The organism is Moorena sp. SIO2C4 (assembly GCF_010672485.1).
GTDB lineage: Bacteria > Cyanobacteriota > Cyanobacteriia > Cyanobacteriales > Coleofasciculaceae > Moorena > Moorena producens.
Genome location: NZ_JAAHGN010000051.1, coordinates 1 through 16,026, shown reverse-complemented (window position 1 = coordinate 16,026; position 16,026 = coordinate 1). Strand labels below are relative to the sequence as shown.

Annotated in this window: 14 protein-coding genes; 8 read left to right on the top strand and 6 right to left on the bottom strand. The window is 44.3% G+C overall.

Features of this window, described 5'->3' with window-relative positions; translation table 11 throughout:
* Positions 1–457: carboxypeptidase-like regulatory domain-containing protein (locus F6K20_RS05175; protein WP_287293973.1), on the top strand; the 457-nt coding region annotated here is incomplete at its 5' end.
* A gap of 424 nt (positions 458–881) precedes the next feature.
* Here the strand turns inward: F6K20_RS05175 and rpsF are convergent.
* On the bottom strand, positions 882–1,211 hold the full coding sequence (gene rpsF, locus F6K20_RS05170) for a 30S ribosomal protein S6 (RefSeq protein WP_193374718.1): 330 nt from the start codon (positions 1,209–1,211) through the stop codon (positions 882–884).
* A gap of 566 nt (positions 1,212–1,777) precedes the next feature.
* Between rpsF and F6K20_RS05165 the strand changes: the two genes are divergently transcribed.
* Positions 1,778–2,578 carry a fumarylacetoacetate hydrolase family protein gene (locus tag F6K20_RS05165; RefSeq protein WP_008188508.1) on the top strand — a complete coding sequence of 267 codons (801 nt, stop codon included), beginning with the start codon at positions 1,778–1,780 and terminating at the stop codon, positions 2,576–2,578.
* Here F6K20_RS05165 and F6K20_RS05160 read toward each other — a convergent pair.
* Positions 2,575–3,051, bottom strand: a complete 477-nt coding sequence (locus F6K20_RS05160) for a Tic20 family protein (protein ID WP_008188509.1) — start codon at positions 3,049–3,051, stop codon at positions 2,575–2,577. The genes F6K20_RS05165 and F6K20_RS05160 overlap by 4 nt on opposite strands.
* A 169-nt stretch (positions 3,052–3,220) precedes the next feature.
* Complete coding sequence (locus F6K20_RS05155) at positions 3,221–3,418, bottom strand: hypothetical protein (RefSeq protein WP_008188510.1); 198 nt, start codon at positions 3,416–3,418, stop codon at positions 3,221–3,223.
* 730 nt (positions 3,419–4,148) lie between these two features.
* Here F6K20_RS05155 and F6K20_RS05150 point away from each other — a divergent pair.
* The 4 genes from F6K20_RS05150 (at position 4,149) to F6K20_RS05135 (ending at position 8,696) form a co-directional block, all read left to right on the top strand.
* Positions 4,149–5,408 (top strand): RNA-guided endonuclease InsQ/TnpB family protein, encoded by a 1,260-nt coding sequence (locus F6K20_RS05150; RefSeq protein ID WP_008188511.1) that lies wholly within the window; start codon positions 4,149–4,151, stop codon positions 5,406–5,408.
* Positions 5,409–5,634: 226 nt separating this feature from the next.
* Positions 5,635–6,918, top strand: a complete 1,284-nt coding sequence (glyA, locus tag F6K20_RS05145; protein WP_287249561.1) for a serine hydroxymethyltransferase — start codon at positions 5,635–5,637, stop codon at positions 6,916–6,918.
* 315 nt (positions 6,919–7,233) lie between these two features.
* Entirely contained in the window at positions 7,234–7,356 is a 123-nt protein-coding gene (locus F6K20_RS05140; protein WP_267872101.1) for a hypothetical protein, read from the top strand.
* Positions 7,357–8,333: 977 nt separating this feature from the next.
* On the top strand, positions 8,334–8,696 hold the full coding sequence (locus F6K20_RS05135; protein ID WP_287293970.1) for a hypothetical protein: 363 nt from the start codon (positions 8,334–8,336) through the stop codon (positions 8,694–8,696).
* 554 nt (positions 8,697–9,250) lie between these two features.
* Here the strand turns inward: F6K20_RS05135 and F6K20_RS05130 are convergent.
* Positions 9,251–9,376: a hypothetical protein gene (locus tag F6K20_RS05130; protein ID WP_287250949.1), complete on the bottom strand. Its 126-nt coding sequence runs from the start codon at positions 9,374–9,376 to the stop codon at positions 9,251–9,253.
* Between the two features lie 111 nt (positions 9,377–9,487).
* Here F6K20_RS05130 and F6K20_RS05125 point away from each other — a divergent pair, with 111 nt between their 5' ends.
* Positions 9,488–11,083 carry an efflux RND transporter periplasmic adaptor subunit gene (locus F6K20_RS05125; protein ID WP_287293968.1) on the top strand — a complete coding sequence of 532 codons (1,596 nt, stop codon included), beginning with the start codon at positions 9,488–9,490 and terminating at the stop codon, positions 11,081–11,083.
* Between the two features lie 54 nt (positions 11,084–11,137).
* Positions 11,138–14,371, top strand: a complete 3,234-nt coding sequence (locus F6K20_RS05120) for an efflux RND transporter permease subunit (RefSeq protein ID WP_287293966.1) — start codon at positions 11,138–11,140, stop codon at positions 14,369–14,371.
* Positions 14,372–14,532: 161 nt separating this feature from the next.
* Here the strand turns inward: F6K20_RS05120 and F6K20_RS05115 are convergent, their stop codons facing one another.
* Both F6K20_RS05115 and F6K20_RS05110 read right to left on the bottom strand, forming a co-directional pair.
* Positions 14,533–15,276, bottom strand: coding sequence for a Uma2 family endonuclease (locus F6K20_RS05115; protein WP_008188518.1), 744 nt, complete (start codon positions 15,274–15,276; stop codon positions 14,533–14,535).
* A gap of 216 nt (positions 15,277–15,492) precedes the next feature.
* The coding region (locus F6K20_RS05110; RefSeq protein ID WP_287293964.1) for an S-adenosylmethionine:tRNA ribosyltransferase-isomerase at positions 15,493–16,026 on the bottom strand (534 nt) is incomplete at its 5' end.

The following is a 16,026-nucleotide window of genomic DNA, read 5'->3' as shown; positions in this document are numbered from 1 at the left end:
GCTGAATAATAAATCGATTACCTCTTTTCGACCAGACATTCGCAACAATGGGATTTTTGTCAAACTCGACCCTGACACCTATCGCCTTGACCTTGACCCCGCCGGATATCCCATCGACTGGAAACCCGAGGAATCGGCCTATGCGGTGGAGGTGGTGCCCGGTAGCTATACTCCAGTTACTGTGCCAATGGTACTATCCTACACCTTTGCAGGTGTAGTCACTGATGCTGGGGGAGAAGCGGTGGAGGGTGCGAAGGTAGAAGCAGTACCAGTTGATTCAGGAAAATCGATTTTTTCGATTACCAACGGTGCTGGGGTCTTTTATTTAGAAGGGTTGCAGCAGGGTAAGTATAATTTACTGATTAATGGTGAATCGGCTCAACCCAATCAAATCGAGATTAAGCCAGATTCCGAACCTTTCCAAGAACTGAATTTATCGATACTCCTTAGTCCTTAGTCTTTAATCCTTAGTGTTTTGTAGCCAGCAAAGAAGTAAGCATTCAGCCCTTAGCGGTCAGCCCTGGGCTTTTGGCCCACCCTGGGCGAACAGCTTTGTGGCACAGGCTTCGACCCTGGGACTTTCCTGATATTAAACGAATGCTTACCTGTTTTCTTGATCCCAAGCGCGAGTGGGGGAAACCCCCTTTGGCCGACTGCATCGCTTATTCAAAAGCTGTTCGGTGTAGCTTGCCCTATGCCCATAAGCACATCAAGTACCGTGCCCGCCCATAAGCTGATAGCACCTCAAGTAGCATGCGTGTAGCGCATATGCTGATACGCGACACGCTGATAGCTGAATGCTTACGTAATAGGTAATCCTCAACTACCCATTACCCATTACCTGTTACCGATTACCGATTACCCCCTGGAATACCGAGAGTTCAAGCTTCAACTTCTGCTGGTTCTGGTGTAGGGGCTGGGGATGATTCCTGTCTGATGGTGAGGTAGCGAATCACATCTTGACTTAGACGCATTGCTCGCTCAATCTTGGCCACATGGGTACCTGGTCCATTATAGTTCATTTGGATATAAATCCCTTCCCGGTACCTATCTATGGGATAGGCTAAACGACGCTTGCCACGATGCTGAATCTCGATTTGCTCTCCACCTAGTTCCTGCAACAGGTCTCGATATTTGCCGATAGCTTGATCTACTTGTTCCTCGCCCAAATCAGGACGCAGGATGTACATCATTTCGTAAGTGTTTTTCACTGGTATTAATCTCCTTATGGACAATTTGGCTTCTTTTTATCCGATACACAGCACTAACAATCAGCACTAACAATCAGCACTAACAATCAGCACTAACAATCAGCTTTCCTTGAACCACACCAAAGGTGAGAGTCAAGGTTGGGTAATTGACTTGCTTGCTACTGGATAGTTAAAGAAGCAAGGAATTGATCTACCGCTACTCAAGCGGACAGTTACCGGATCGGTAAGTGTGTGGGGTTGTTACACTTATCTGAATACTTTGATCTCAATACTTTGATCTCAATACTTTACAAGCATTACCCCTTCAGCATTTTAACCCCTTGTGCAACCAATTTCAATTAAATTTCAATTAAGTTGTGCTCAAAGAAAGTACATTCGTCAAAGGGGAATAACACTAGACACCACCAGACACTACTAGAAGATGCTATGTCTGAATGCAGCTTGTTATCTATTGTACTGTTAAGGACAATCTGTTATCGGTACTCAGTACTGACGTACTACCAACTCAATACTACCTTAGGTAAAGTAGAGAATTTTCGTAATATTATTAAGGAACATCTATTGTTATGACACAGCGTTACGTTCGAGTTAAATCTTCTAAAGGACAGACCTACTACGGCTTGTTACAGGTGACCCGCACTATTCAGGTGCTGGATGCACCACCTTGGTTACAGGGACAACCCATAGATTTAGAGTTGGAACCAGAAAGCTATCAATTGCTGGCTCCGTGTGCACCAACTAAAATCGTGGCTGTAGGCAAAAACTATACTGAACACGCAGCGGAATTGGGAACATCAGTTCCTGAGGAACCTTTACTGTTTCTTAAACCCCCTACCACTATAATTCCTGACTCTCAAGCCATCCAGTATCCGCCTCAGTCTCAGCGAGTAGACTATGAGGGAGAATTAGCACTGGTAATCGGTGACTATTGCTTAGACTGCACACCAGACGAAGCTCAATCCAAAATTTGGGGTTATACGATCGCTAATGACGTAACGGCTCGGGATTTACAAAAGCGGGATGCCCAATGGACCAGGGCTAAGGGATTTAATAGCTTTTGTCCCCTCGGACCCTGGATAGTCCGGGAATTGAGTGCTGGGGCAAAATTGCAGACATTTCTGAATGACAACCCTGAGCCAGTACAATCAGCTTTAATTAGTCAAATGGTATTTCCGCCAGATGTTCTGGTATCTTACATTTCCCAGGTGATGACCCTAGTACCAGGAGATGTGATCCTTACGGGGACACCCCAAGGAGTAGGACCAATGGAAGTTGGCGATCGCGTCCGGGTGGAAATTGAGGGAATTGGCCAGTTGGAAAATACGGTGAGCTTACGCCCTTCACAGGCCAAGACTAAGGAATACTAGGGGACTTGGCTGTAAACGGCTTGACTAAGGCTTGGTATTTCTGCGTAACGACCCATCAATGATTGAATCATGGAGTAGCCGCAGGCGGCAAGGATTCCTAAAAATACTACATTATACAAGGTTTCTGTTAGCAAGTTAACCCCTAGTGCTTGGCGTAAAATTGGCAACAATAGAAAACCCAAAACTAAAAGAATGTCTAAAAGAATCGCCTGCATGGTGTTAAAGCGAACAAAATGGCTGATTCGTGGGTTTCTGACTACGGCTAAGAACAAAACAAAGAAAATAATTAACCCCGCCAACGGCAAACGGTAGTAAATTGAAATTAATGGTTGTAGTGGCAGGTAAATAATGCCCAGAATGGGAAACTGTCTTAGCAGAAATTGACCAAAGGGCAAAACCACAATTAGAGGCAGTATATATGCAAGGGCTGCAAAAATCCGGTCTTTAACATCTGTTGATCCGCGCCAAGTCATCGTGATTTCTCCTTGAAGATGTTCAGATCAGGGTTACACTAACTATTATTCAGCATAGCGCAGCACAACACTCTACCCCATCGCAACCTGAAATGCGATTGACCTTTGGTCACGCTTCGCGATCGCTTAGTACAAAAGTTCTTAGTACAAAAGTTCTTACTACAAAAGTTTACTCCATATTTACCAGACGGAAGCCCATTTCACACTCATACTGTTGAGCTTGCTTCTCACTTAGCTTCTTGAGGAGATGAGCACACACCAATTTGCCTTGATGCCAGCGAGGTTGACCACTTGGGTCAGCCAGTAAACAACATTGGCAGACAAGGTCGGGGGAAATTACTTGGTTGTCCGTTAGAATTACTAACATAGCACTAATCCTGTTACGCTATCAGGGCTGATGCCGAAGCAAGATACTCTAAGGTCTTCTCAACAGGCTGGAGGATAGGGAAAAATGTTTATTTGCTCACGACACCTTATGCCCATACTAATCGAGAAACTCTTGACCAATCACCTTAGTGCTTAAGTCTTGTTTATAAGTGCTGTTGATTAGAACTATTGCTTAACCCTATTCTTATCTTATTAGATCCCCTGGATGATAAGTGTTGTATAATAAATAATTTAACATAATAAAAACTTTAAGTTTTGCTAAAAATTGGCCTAATCTGAGTCTGAATCGTTCCAGAATCAAGCTTTAAGCTCATCCTTACCGATGAATTGTTTGACAGGACTTATGAAAAACTGGTGAAAAACTGGGCATCAAACGCCCATATGTAGTAGGAATAAGTAGTAGGGATAAGTAGTAGGGATAAGTAATAGGGTGCGTTAATAACCAACCCTGTAGGTATATTTACTGGGTAAGTCCTGTTTAAGGGTCGTGTCCAACTAAACGGGCAAGGGGTCTCCCGTTATAATCGCGTGATTTAACGGGTTAGAAGTTACCGTAAGACAGTTGAGCCTTATTTCATATAACTTAAACTTATGACTCACAGACTGTCGCTTATAAAGGCTAAACTGTCTAAGGCGCGCGTCTCCGGGGAATTGCCCGACTGGGTATATTGGTTCTTGAGATATTGTTTGAGTTGTTTAACTAAGGGCTGATGATACTGACCTACTGCTACAGAATTAAGCCGAACACCGAACAAGTAGCCATCATGGAAAGATGGCTAGAACTATTGCGCCGTCACTGGAACTATGCTCTAGGGCAAAGACTTGATTGGCTCAATAGGAGTCGTTGCTCTATTGATAGATGTAGTATCGTTAGTGAACCAATTGGTGAAATACCAGAACCACTCAATTATTACACTCAGCAATCAGCCCTCAAGGAAACCAAACGGTTGTTCCCTGAGTACAAAAAAATTTACGCAGAAACTCAACAAGTTAATCTACAACGACTTAATAAAGCGTGGGAAAGATGGAGGAAACCTGTCAAGGGTGGCAAGCGGGGTGGAAGACCTCGTTTCAAGAAGCCTGGAGAACTTAGATCTTTTGTCTTTCCTAGGGTGAATAGTTCTAAAGCGGGGGCGCACTTAATTGATGGAGTTTTAAAACTAAGCAAGATCGGTTCTATTCCTGTGGTAATGCATCGACCATTGCCGGATGGATTCACTCTCAAGCAGTGTACTATTGTCAAAAAAGCTGATGGTTGGTATTGCTGCATTTCAATGAAGGATCATACCGTCCCTGAAATATTACCTATAGATTCAGTTAAGTCTGCTGTCGGAATTGATGTTGGCTTAGAAAAGTTTTTAACTACATCTGACGGTGAAGCAGTACCGATCCCACAGTTCTACAGGAAGGCTCAAGACAGACTGGCATTAGCTCAAAAAGCGATGTCCCGTCGTGTCAAGGGTTCTAACAACTGGAAAAAAGCTAAAAAGCAAGTTAGCTTGTTGCATCTTCACTTAGCTCGTTGCAGAAAAGAGTTTCATTATCAGGTTGCTCATTGGTTGTGTAATAAATATGACTTAATTGCTCACGAAAATTTAAATATCAAAGGACTTGCTCGAATAAGACACGCAAAATCAATACATGATGCTGCGTGGGGGTCATTTCTAGAAATCTTACAAGCAGTGGCGGTCAAACGCGGTTTGTTAGTCCAGGAAGTTAATCCACGGGGTACAAGTATCGAGTGTTTCAATTGTGGAGCTTCAGTTGAGAAAAATCTCGCTGACAGAGTCCATCATTGTCCTGATTGTGGAGTAAAAATTGACCGCGATTGGAATAGTGGCATCAACATTTTGAATCGTGCATTAATGGCGGTTGGACTGCCGCTCAATGGCTGTGGTAAATCGATACAGGATATCGAGGAGCAGCAAGTCTCATTTGCGAATTTGAGAAGCCCACATCATAATCTCTGATTTGATGTGGGAGTGGTCACAAAATCTTCAGGGCGACTAAAGCTGCTATGTCGGTACCGGTAGTCGCTGATGGGATAAACCCGTGCATCAAAGCGCTACCTCAGTTTTTGATTCCCGCTCCTGCCTAGACGGGGCTTGATTGCCTCAGAGGATTTTTTGTAAGCACTTACACCTTTAAGGTTGTTGTGTCAATACCCAAACGTGATCGATCCTAGAAGTAAAGAAAGTGACTCAAACTAACTTCGATTTTCTCGCCGAAACCGATCCCACGATAGCCACGTATCTGGGAGAAGAACTCCAACGCCAACGGGAGCATCTGGAACTTATTGCTAGTGAGAACTTCACCTCCCCAGCGGTGATGGCAGCACAAGGCTCAGTGCTAACTAACAAATATGCTGAGGGATTGCCCGGAAAGCGCTACTATGGCGGCTGTGAGTTCATTGACAAAGTCGAACAAGTAGCGATTGACCGTGCTAAAGAACTTTTTGGTGCTGCTCATGCCAATGTGCAGCCCCATTCTGGCGCTCAAGCGAACTTTGCAGTATTTCTAGCCTTACTAAAACCTGGTGACAAGATTATGGGGATGGATTTGTCCCATGGCGGACACCTTACCCATGGGTCACCGGTCAATGTGTCGGGCAAATGGTTTGAGGTGTGTCACTACGGTGTCAGCCAGGAGACTGAACAATTGGACTATGGTCAGATTCGGGAACTTGCTCTGAAAGAGCGTCCCAAACTGATTATTTGCGGCTATTCCGCCTATCCCCGAATCATTGACTTTGAGAAATTCCGGGCCATTGCTGATGAAGTGGGTGCCTACCTGATGGCGGATATGGCTCACATTGCTGGTTTAGTTGCTACTGGTCATCACCCTAACCCCCTTCCTCACTGCCATGTGGTCACTACTACCACTCACAAGACCCTGCGTGGTCCAAGGGGTGGCTTGATTCTGACCAATCAATCGGATTTGGGTAAAAAGTTCGATAAGGCAGTGTTTCCCGGAACTCAGGGGGGTCCGTTGGAACATGTGATTGCTGGTAAAGCTGTTGCCTTTGGGGAAGCCTTGACCCCAGCATTCAAAACCTATTCTGCCCAGGTGATTGAAAATGCTAAGGCTTTGGCAACGGCACTGCAAAACCGGGAGTTAAAGATTGTTTCTGGTGGTACAGATAACCATGTATTACTGGTAGATTTGCGCTCTATTGGTATGACAGGTAAGCGAGCTGACCAACTGGTGAGCGGTGTCAAGATTACGGCTAACAAAAACACTGTTCCCTTTGACCCAGAGTCGCCCTTTGTCACCAGTGGCTTGCGCCTAGGTTCCCCCGCCATGACTACCCGAGGCATGGGAGTGGCAGAATTTACTGAGATTGGTAATATTATTGCCGATCGCTTACTGAATCGAGAGGATGAGCAAGTGGCAACTCAATGTCGCCAGCGTGTGGCACAGTTATGCGATCGCTTTCCTCTGTATCCCCATTTGACCATTCCTTTACCAAGTTTGGTCTAAGGGTTGAGGGTTGACGGTTGAGGGTTAAGCGTCAGCATAAAACCAACAGTAGGGTGGGCTAATAACGCACCCTACTGTAGTCTTCGCTTTGGTTTATCAGGGAGTCGGGAGCGGTGCGCTTGACCCGTAATTAAATTACGGGTCAAGCGCACCGAGGGAGTCGGGAGTCGGTAACTTCGGATTAAAAGAACTGTCCGCCGTAACCCACCAATAGTCAGCGATTTCAGTTGTCTTAAGATTTAGTTTATAAACAGTTTCTAAGTCCTATTCTGTCAACATCAATAATGGAACAGCCCTTATTCACACATTTAAATTGTGAATAGGGGCGCTTTGGGGAGATGGGGAGATGGTCAGAGGGTAGACCGGCTTTTTCACAAGTGGATTGACCGTTGGTCACGCTACGGGAACGATTGGCCGTTGGCCAAGCTACGCGATTGACCGTAGGTCACGCTACTTGAGGTGGAAATTTAAATGCATCTTAGGGAACCCAAGTATAGCGTTTTTATTTGAGATGTAAACATAGGACTGCATCAATATAGGGAACAGGAAACAGAGAACAGGGAAGAGTAGGAAGGGTGCATCTCATATTTGTAAAAAAGATCGGAAGTGTGGGGCCCGGGCGCGGGGAGTGTGGGGCCCGGGCGCGGGGAGTGTAGAAATTTTCGCCCGAATTTTTGCCTAATTGCAAAACTGAGATGCACCCAGTAGGAAAGAGCTCCGAATAGTTTTTGATGTTATCAGAAAGCGATGCAGCGCGGTCATGGGGGGAACCCCCATGACCGACTGCATCAAGACACAGCAATATTGTTTATGACCTATTGGTAAATGCTATATTGACTGAATTATCTCTTATCAAAGAATTTTTCATTAAAACTTGATTATTTTAAAGATTGAGTAAATTTTACTTGGATTAGCTCAATTTTTCCAGATTTATATGTAATATTATTATTGGTAAATAAATCAGTCATCAACGTTAAATCGTTCTTGTCATAGCTACCAACCTAAAGCAGTAAAAGAAAAGACCTCCCTCTGGGGATAATAATCAACAATGAACTCTATCTTGAGAGAGCGCTGCTTGAGTTCGTAGCGATTTTTCTGATTAGTTACATCCATGCTTAAACTAGTTGGCTTGGATGTGTCAGATCATGGTGCTTGCGTATTAAGAGGCTCTAGATTTTAGAATTAATTGATTTGAGCCCCTTGATGTTTATATGATCTGACTTATTAAGTAATTTTTCCAAACCCAAATAGTTCTAGCAAAGACTAGCAAAGATAATAGTTAAGCGTTGGTGATATTTTTCACCCAATTTGAACCCTGATTTTCTAATTGAAGTAAACAGCAAACTAGAATCATGAGTAAGCTAAAACAGAGTTTCTTGATCGGTTTAAATTATTTGGTTCTTACAGCAATAACCATGTTGCCAGGCGAGCCGTCTTTTGCAGCTAATAACTGTCGTGGACGTGACTGCATCCACCATGAACTTGGCACTCAAGCAGTTTGTAAATTGGTAGGATCTGACCAATCGCCTCTACTTCCAATAGGAAGAGATATAGGATGGGCTCAAGGACTAAATACTGAGATCGACAATAAGCTTTTGGGGGGTGATGTTGTTGCCTATAAAATTCGTTGGTTCAATGGTTCATGGTCAGGCTGGTATGTCACTGGAGTGAATGATATCGATGTTAAGTTTAACACTCCGACTAACGACATGCGCCGCATGTGGAGCTATTTCACTGACCACCAACATCAATACATTATTTGCAAAGAGCCGAAATAGTGATCGTATGTTTAAGTCTGGTGAAGGTAAGCATTCAGCTATCAATTTCTCAGAATTCACCTTTTGAATCAAGGAATTGAATCGTTGTAATTAGTTTGAATTAATCCTCAGCAAACCCCACTGGTTTAAAACACTGGTGGGGTTAATTTATGATTTATGATTTATGATTTGTGATTTGTGATTTGTCAACAAATTGACCAATATTTAAATGCAGCCATTAATTTATCCCGTCTGGCGTACAGCTGAAAGCCTATATAGCAATCCGATCTGATTCGTGAAATAAATGGTCTGCTTTAAGGCAGAAGGCACCCACCCCTAACCCCTCCCAGGAGGGGAATGGCAGAAGGCAGATGAGACAGGAGTTGGAGCTAGTTTTTAAAAAGTGCAGTGATTTTACAAGCGATGCAGCAAGGGAACAGGGGGTTTCCCCCATGAGCGACTGCATCAAGACAATGATTTAGGATTGCTATAGAGGGCTAAGCGCTTCCGATTCCCGATTCCCTACTCCCTTAATACAATAATCTGATCCCTCGGTTTTGGTGCTTATCCTGATTTCAACACAGGTTTTGAAGCTGTATACTTGACAAAACTTCCGGTAATCCTATACCACCGGTTGATGGCAGGGTTGCTCCAACTGATATATTATGAGTTTCTGCTCGTTCTGATTGCCCCTGTGGCATTTCTCTAGAAACAAACTCCTTGGTTACAGGCGATATCCTTTATATAGGGTAACTAACCCCATACTGTGCAACTCAAAAGTACTTAAGACTTGACGCTACAGGAAATAAACAATGAAATCAAATCCTTTGCCTCAAAAGCACTTGTCCTCACCTCAACCAATTCAGGAACACATTGATCAAGGGGTTGAACAGCAACCACAAGACCCATTACCCGAAGTAGAAACGGAAGCTGCCAGGGAAGCAACCAATACCCCCGCCAATCCCTCCCGTAAAAAGCGACCGATGTGGCCTTTTCTGTTGCTAGGTATCGGTATTATAGCATTGGGTGCGATCGCTTTCAAACAGTCCCAACCTAATCCCGAGGTATCACAAAACACCATCACAGCAGCCCCAGCTGAACCTAACCGGTTACCTGTACGAGCCACCCCAGTCAAAATTTATCCACTGCAACAGTTAGTTTTTGGCAATGGTTTCGTTTCAGCAGTGCGAGGCAAACACCTGACCTTCCAAACTTCAGGAACTATCACCTATCTCAAAAAAGTTAATGGACGGGATCTGCGAGAGGGAGATTTTGTCAAAAAGGGTGAATTACTAGCAAAATTAGATGACCGCAGACTGCAAGCAGAGCTGGCACAAGCTCAAGCCCAAACTGCTGAAGCTCAAACCCAACGGGTAACAGCACAAGCCAACTTGTCTCAAGCTCAAGCAAATGTAGAACAATCCAAAGCACAAGTACTCAGCGCCCAAGCCGAGTTTGAAGTAGCAAAAAATGATTTTGATTTAGCGATATCTGAATTCAAACGCCGTCTAGAACTTTTCGATTCCGGTGTAATCTCAGAGAGTGATGTTGATGTCTACAGAAATAGAGCCGAGGATGCTCAATCCCAAGTCAGAGCAGCACAAGCTCAGGTTAATGCTGCCTTGAGCAATGTCAAAGCCTCTGAAAGTCAGTTAACATCTGCCCAGTCACAATTAACTGCTACTCAAGCCCAGATTTCTTCAGCCAAGGCTGGGCAAACTCGCTCTACCATTAGTTTAGAAGATACGGAGATTGTAGCACCCTTTGATGGTATTGTAGCCCACCTTAATATCCGAGAGGGAGACTTCTGGACAACCCAAATTTTAAACAGTTTAAACACTGGTGATTATCAGACTGTAGTCGATTCAGTGCCTATCATTGTCAATGACCCTAGCGCTTATGAAGTTCTTGTAGAACTACCCACCTTTTATGGCCCATTGGTGCAACCCGGTCAATCAGCTTATGTGGTGTTAGATCAAGACATGAGTACTGCCTCTAGTAGAGGCATGACCCAACAGGAATTGTTTCGCCTTGCTAAAGCCCGAGGCACAATTTTTTCAGTCAGTCCTTCGGTTAACCCTGGTGAGCGTTCTGTAAACGTGACCATCCGCCTGTACCAAGGAAGTAAGAATTTACTGGATGGGGAGCGAGTTTCTCTTTGGATCGCTGTAGAAGAAAACCCCACAGCCCTAAGTGTTCCTAGTAATGCAATTGTCTACCGAGACCAGAAACCCTATGTATTTGTTGTAAATCAACAAGAAAACGTCGTCAAACTGCGTCCGGTTACAGAGGGTATTAAGGGGATTTCTATGCAAGAAATTAAAAGTGGTGTTGAACCTGGGGATTTAGTTGTCACAGAAGGACTAAATCGCTTAGTTGATGGCACACCAGTTGAAGTAATTGACTAGCAATTTGGAAAGTTTGTAATTGGTCAGATGACGTTTTCCTTTGGTAGGTAATTGATGAGTAGTAAGCTGGTTTCATCCAACTATAAACCTGAGGGTTTACAGGATAAATTACATCATAATGGGCATGATGGCCATGATGTGCCTGATGTTAACCGAGCCTCAGGTTTAGCTAAATTCTTTTTCCTGAAAACAGTATTTGGTATTCTCTTGATCGTTTTGCTAACCTTGGGTGGATTGATGGGTTATCAGTCGATGGTCAAAGAAGCCGATCCAGATGTGGAAATTCCCATGGCGATAGTGACTACTAGTTGGGCAGGGGCTGACCCAGAAAGCATAGAAACTCAAGTCACAGATAAAATTGAAAAAGAACTCAAATCCCTAAAGGGATTGAAGAAAGTTGAGAGTGCTTCTTTCAACGGTTTCTCCCAGATATTAGTGGAATTTCAAGCTAATGCCAATGTTCAGGAGTCGATGGCACTGCTGCGGCAAAAAGTGGATGATGCTGAACCGGAGATTAATTCAGAGGCTGAGCAACCCAATATAGAGCAAATCTCTGCCCAAGATGTCCCAATTTTCTCGATTGCTTTATATGGTAATCTCGATCCGGCGGTGTTCAGTCGGGCGGCGGAAGATATTCAAGAAAGACTCGAAAAAGTCTCGGGTGTACGGGAGGTTAATGTAGCAGGACAACGGAAAGAAGTTATCAATGTCCAACTTATCCCCAGCCGCATGATTACTTTGGGGATTTCCCCAACAACAGTAAGTGACCGCCTCAGAGTTGCTAACCAGGATATGCCCTGGGACCAGATTGAAAATGAACAGATTGGGGCTCAGGTACGATTGTACGGTAGGTTTCGTACCTTGGAAGATTTACGTAGCTTGCCTATCACTCGTTTGGGTGGTGCTGATGGTAGGGTAGTGCGCCTCGATGAAGTTGCCTTAGTACGTCGGGATTTGGAAAGGGAAAAGACTCGTGCCTTCATTAGTTGGCAGGGTTCTGAGTTTGAACCCACCGTCAGCATGGATGTAGTGAAAGTACCAGGGTCTGACTCAATTAAGGTCATCGAAAAAACCTTAGAAGAACTGGAGTCTCTCAAGCAAGACCTCAATGTCTGGCCTTTTGGGATGGATTATCGGATTACCTACAGGCAGGACGAACAGATTCACGATGAGCAGAATAACCTGATCAGTAATGTGATTCAGGCAGTTATTGGTGTTTTTATCATCTTGTTCATTGCCCTGACCTGGCGAGAAGCCATAATTGCAGGGTTATCGATTCCTTTAACCTTTCTCGGAGCTATATTTCTGCTCTGGCTTAGTGGGTACACCCTTAACAATATGATCTTATATGGGATGGTCATAGCACTAGGATTGCTGGTGGATGTATTCATCTTAATGATGGAGGGGATGCATGATGCACTGTTTGTGGAGGGGTTAACCTTTAATCAGGCAGCCCTTAAGACTGTGAAAACCTATGCAGCACCAGCGTTTTCCGGTCAGCTCACAACCATTCTAGCTATGGCACCCCTGCTGGTAATTAGTGGCACGATGGGCAAGTTTGTACGGTTGATGCCCATCACAGCAATTATCTGTCTGTTGCTCAGTTATGCGATCGCTTTATTAATCGATATACCCTTGTCTCGCTTTGTGTTAGGTAATGTTAAAGGCCGGATTCAAAAAACCCGCATTGATAAACTAACCGAATCCGCCTCTGAATGGTTTAAAAACTGGAGTCTCAAGTTTACAGTACGTAACCGAGCAATAGCTGGTGCTTGGATTGTCGGAACTGTAGTTATTTTTATTACCTCTTTGGTTGCGGTTGCGCAATTACCAGGAACGCTTTTTCCTGATGCTGACACCCGCCCCATCAGTATCAATGTGGAATTACCCCCCACAGCCACCTTGGCAAAGTCTCAACAAGTGGCAGATGATTTAGGAGAAATTTTGCGTTCCAAGGATTATTTTGAAAGTGTCACCAAATTAGTTGGTCAAAAAAGTGCTTTAGTGGCAGAGAGTGGTCTTAAGCCGACACAGGATAACTATTTACTAGGTTTCTCAGCACTATTTACCAAAAAAAACGAGCGCGACCAGTTCTCCTATGACTATATAGATGACTTGCGAACAGAACTGAATCAGGCCATCCGTAATTATCCTGGAGCATCCCTAGTCATCAATGTTCCTGGTACTGGTGAAGGCGGAGACCCGATTGCCATTGAGCTAAAAGGCAATGACATGAACACACTGCGGCAGATTTCCGGTGAAGTCCAATTAGCACTGCGCCAGATTGATGGGACTGAAGATGTCCGTGATGGCTTGGGAGACTTGCGCAACGATATCAAACTTCGACCCAAACGGGAAGCTATGGATTTTTATGGCATCAGTGAAAATGACCTAGCCCTGCAGGGACGCTACATTATGACCGATAACGAGATTACAGACTCTGCCATTAGAGCAGGAAAAGACGACTTAGAAATTCGCCTGAGTACTGCGTGGCCCTCCCGCAATGGCGCTGTAGGTGGTCCCACTCGTCGTGATGAGTTGAGAATGATTCAACTGTTTTCATCAGACCACGGAGCAATATCGGGAGAGGCGATATTGGATATTGAGCAGAGCATGGCTCCCCTATCGATTACCCATACAGATACCGAACGCACAGTTACTGTTTATTCTAAAGCTAAAGGTCGCACTCCTGGAGAGATTTTGGCAGAGTTACAGCCAAAATTAGAGCAAATGAAGAAAACATGGTCTCCAGGTTATGATTACAAATTTGGCGGACAGGCTGAAACTCAAAGTGAGACCTTTGGTTCCGCAGTTAACATGTCCTATGTATCACTTTTCTTAGTTTTTTCGGTACTGGTGCTGCAATTTGGCTCTTTCAGCCAGCCTTTCATTATTATGCTCTCTATCCCCTTTGCTTTGATTGGCACTTTTAGTGGTTTCTCTTTGCTCGGGATACCCCTTTCGTTTCCTAGCATGATTGGGATTATTTCTCTAGTGGGGATTGTAGTTAATGATTCCATCGTGATCGTAGAAACCATGAACAAGCATCGTTCAAGTGGAATGAAAGTGCGACAAGCTGCAGCTCATGGTGCTTCTGACCGACTGCGCCCGGTACTCACCACCAGTATTACCACCATGGTTGGTTTGATTCCTTTAGCACTAAGTGATCCCATTTGGTTTCCGTTGTGTATGGCAATTATCTTCGGTTTATGTGCCTCAACCTTGAGTGCTTTGCTGGTGATTCCTTGTTTATATTTACAGTTGACGCCAGCTAATACTAATTCTTAAAAGATAGGCAAGAGGCAAGAGGCAAACGTTGGTTTTACTGTCAGTTATCAGCTATCAGCTATCAGCTATCAGTTAAAGGCTCTCAACTATCAGCTAAAGACTGACGGCTGACCGCTGACCGCTGACCGCTGAATGCTTAGAGAATTATTAATTCTTATTCTTCAAACTTGATCTGGATTCACTCCCATTGCTCGTAAGCGAGCAGCCAGTTTTTCAGCCCTTTCTTGAGCGATCGCCGCTTGTTCTTGAGCGATCGCCGCTTGTTCTTGAGCGATCGCCGCATTTTCTTCAGGAGTAGGTAGCACAATTCCCTCCAAAGTAGCCCAACGCAGCCAAGTGGCCTCCACATCCTTGTAAAAGCCTGACCAACGCACTAAGGCTAACCCTAATATTTCGCTAACTAGTCGCTCCTGTTCATCTTCACTTAAAGGTTGATAGACTCCATTGTCTAAGCTAAATCCGGCAAAATCCTTTGGATTAAACGGGTCGTACCAAAAATACTCTGGTACTCTAACTTGGTCTTGATAAACTAGCTTTTTGGTAGTTTTATCGGTCTTGGCTGTACTGTCAGAAATTAATTCAATGATCACATCAGGTGCTTTACCTTCTTCCCAAACTACCCAACTAAGTCGTTCGCCTTTGGGAACTCCAAGCACTACAAAGACATCTGGACCTCGGAAGTCTTGATTTTTAAGTTGTGCTTCACTGAAATGAAGAAACATATTACCGCCCACATAGCCATCTTCCCGCTGGGCTAACCACGGCAATAACGGATCAATCAGCAATTGCATCTGGAGTTTATGTCGTTCAGTTTCCATCGGAATACCGTCATCACAGGGAAGGTCATACTGAGTTGGCAGTAAAGGAGTATCAGGTACAACAGCAGAGGTCATGGTTTTAGACATAGCGATCGCATTACCTACTCAAATTTAACGCCCATAGCTACGGTATCGTTGAAATTTGGGAAAAAACCCAGCGCTTGGATCTATCTTTTTGGCTAAAAATCTGGTACGGAAGTTCAAAATTAAATTATTGTTTATAGCGTTTCTGATAGTAACCAGGTACACAGGATTTTTTACCTCTTCCCCATTCCCTACTCCCTACTCCCTATTCCCTATTCCCTATTCCCTATTCCCTATTCCCTGTTCCCTGGGAACATCTCTAGCTTCTGGCAAAATTAACATCGCATCACCAAAGGAATAAAAGCGATAACCCTGAGCGATCGCATCCTGGTACAAGGTCAGTAACCGCTCCCTACCTACCATGGCGCTAACTAACATTAATAAACTCGACCGAGGTAAGTGGAAATTGGTAATCAATCCCTCCACTACCTGCCACTGATAACCTGGGTAGATAAATAAGTTAGTCTTACCACAATAGGGTTGTAATTCCCCATCCACAACAGCTCCCTCTAGAGCACGGACTACCGTTGTGCCTACGGCAATAACTCGACCTCCCGTTGCTCTAGTTTCCTGAATTTGCTCCACAGTTGATTGGGGGACTTCTAACCACTCTCCGTGCATGTCGTGTTCGGTAATATCCTCCACTTCTACAGGTCGAAATGTACCAACCCCCACGTGTAGGGTGATATACCCTAGCCGAATTCCCCGTTGGCGGCAGTTTTCCAATAGCTCATTGGTGAAATGGAGTCCAGA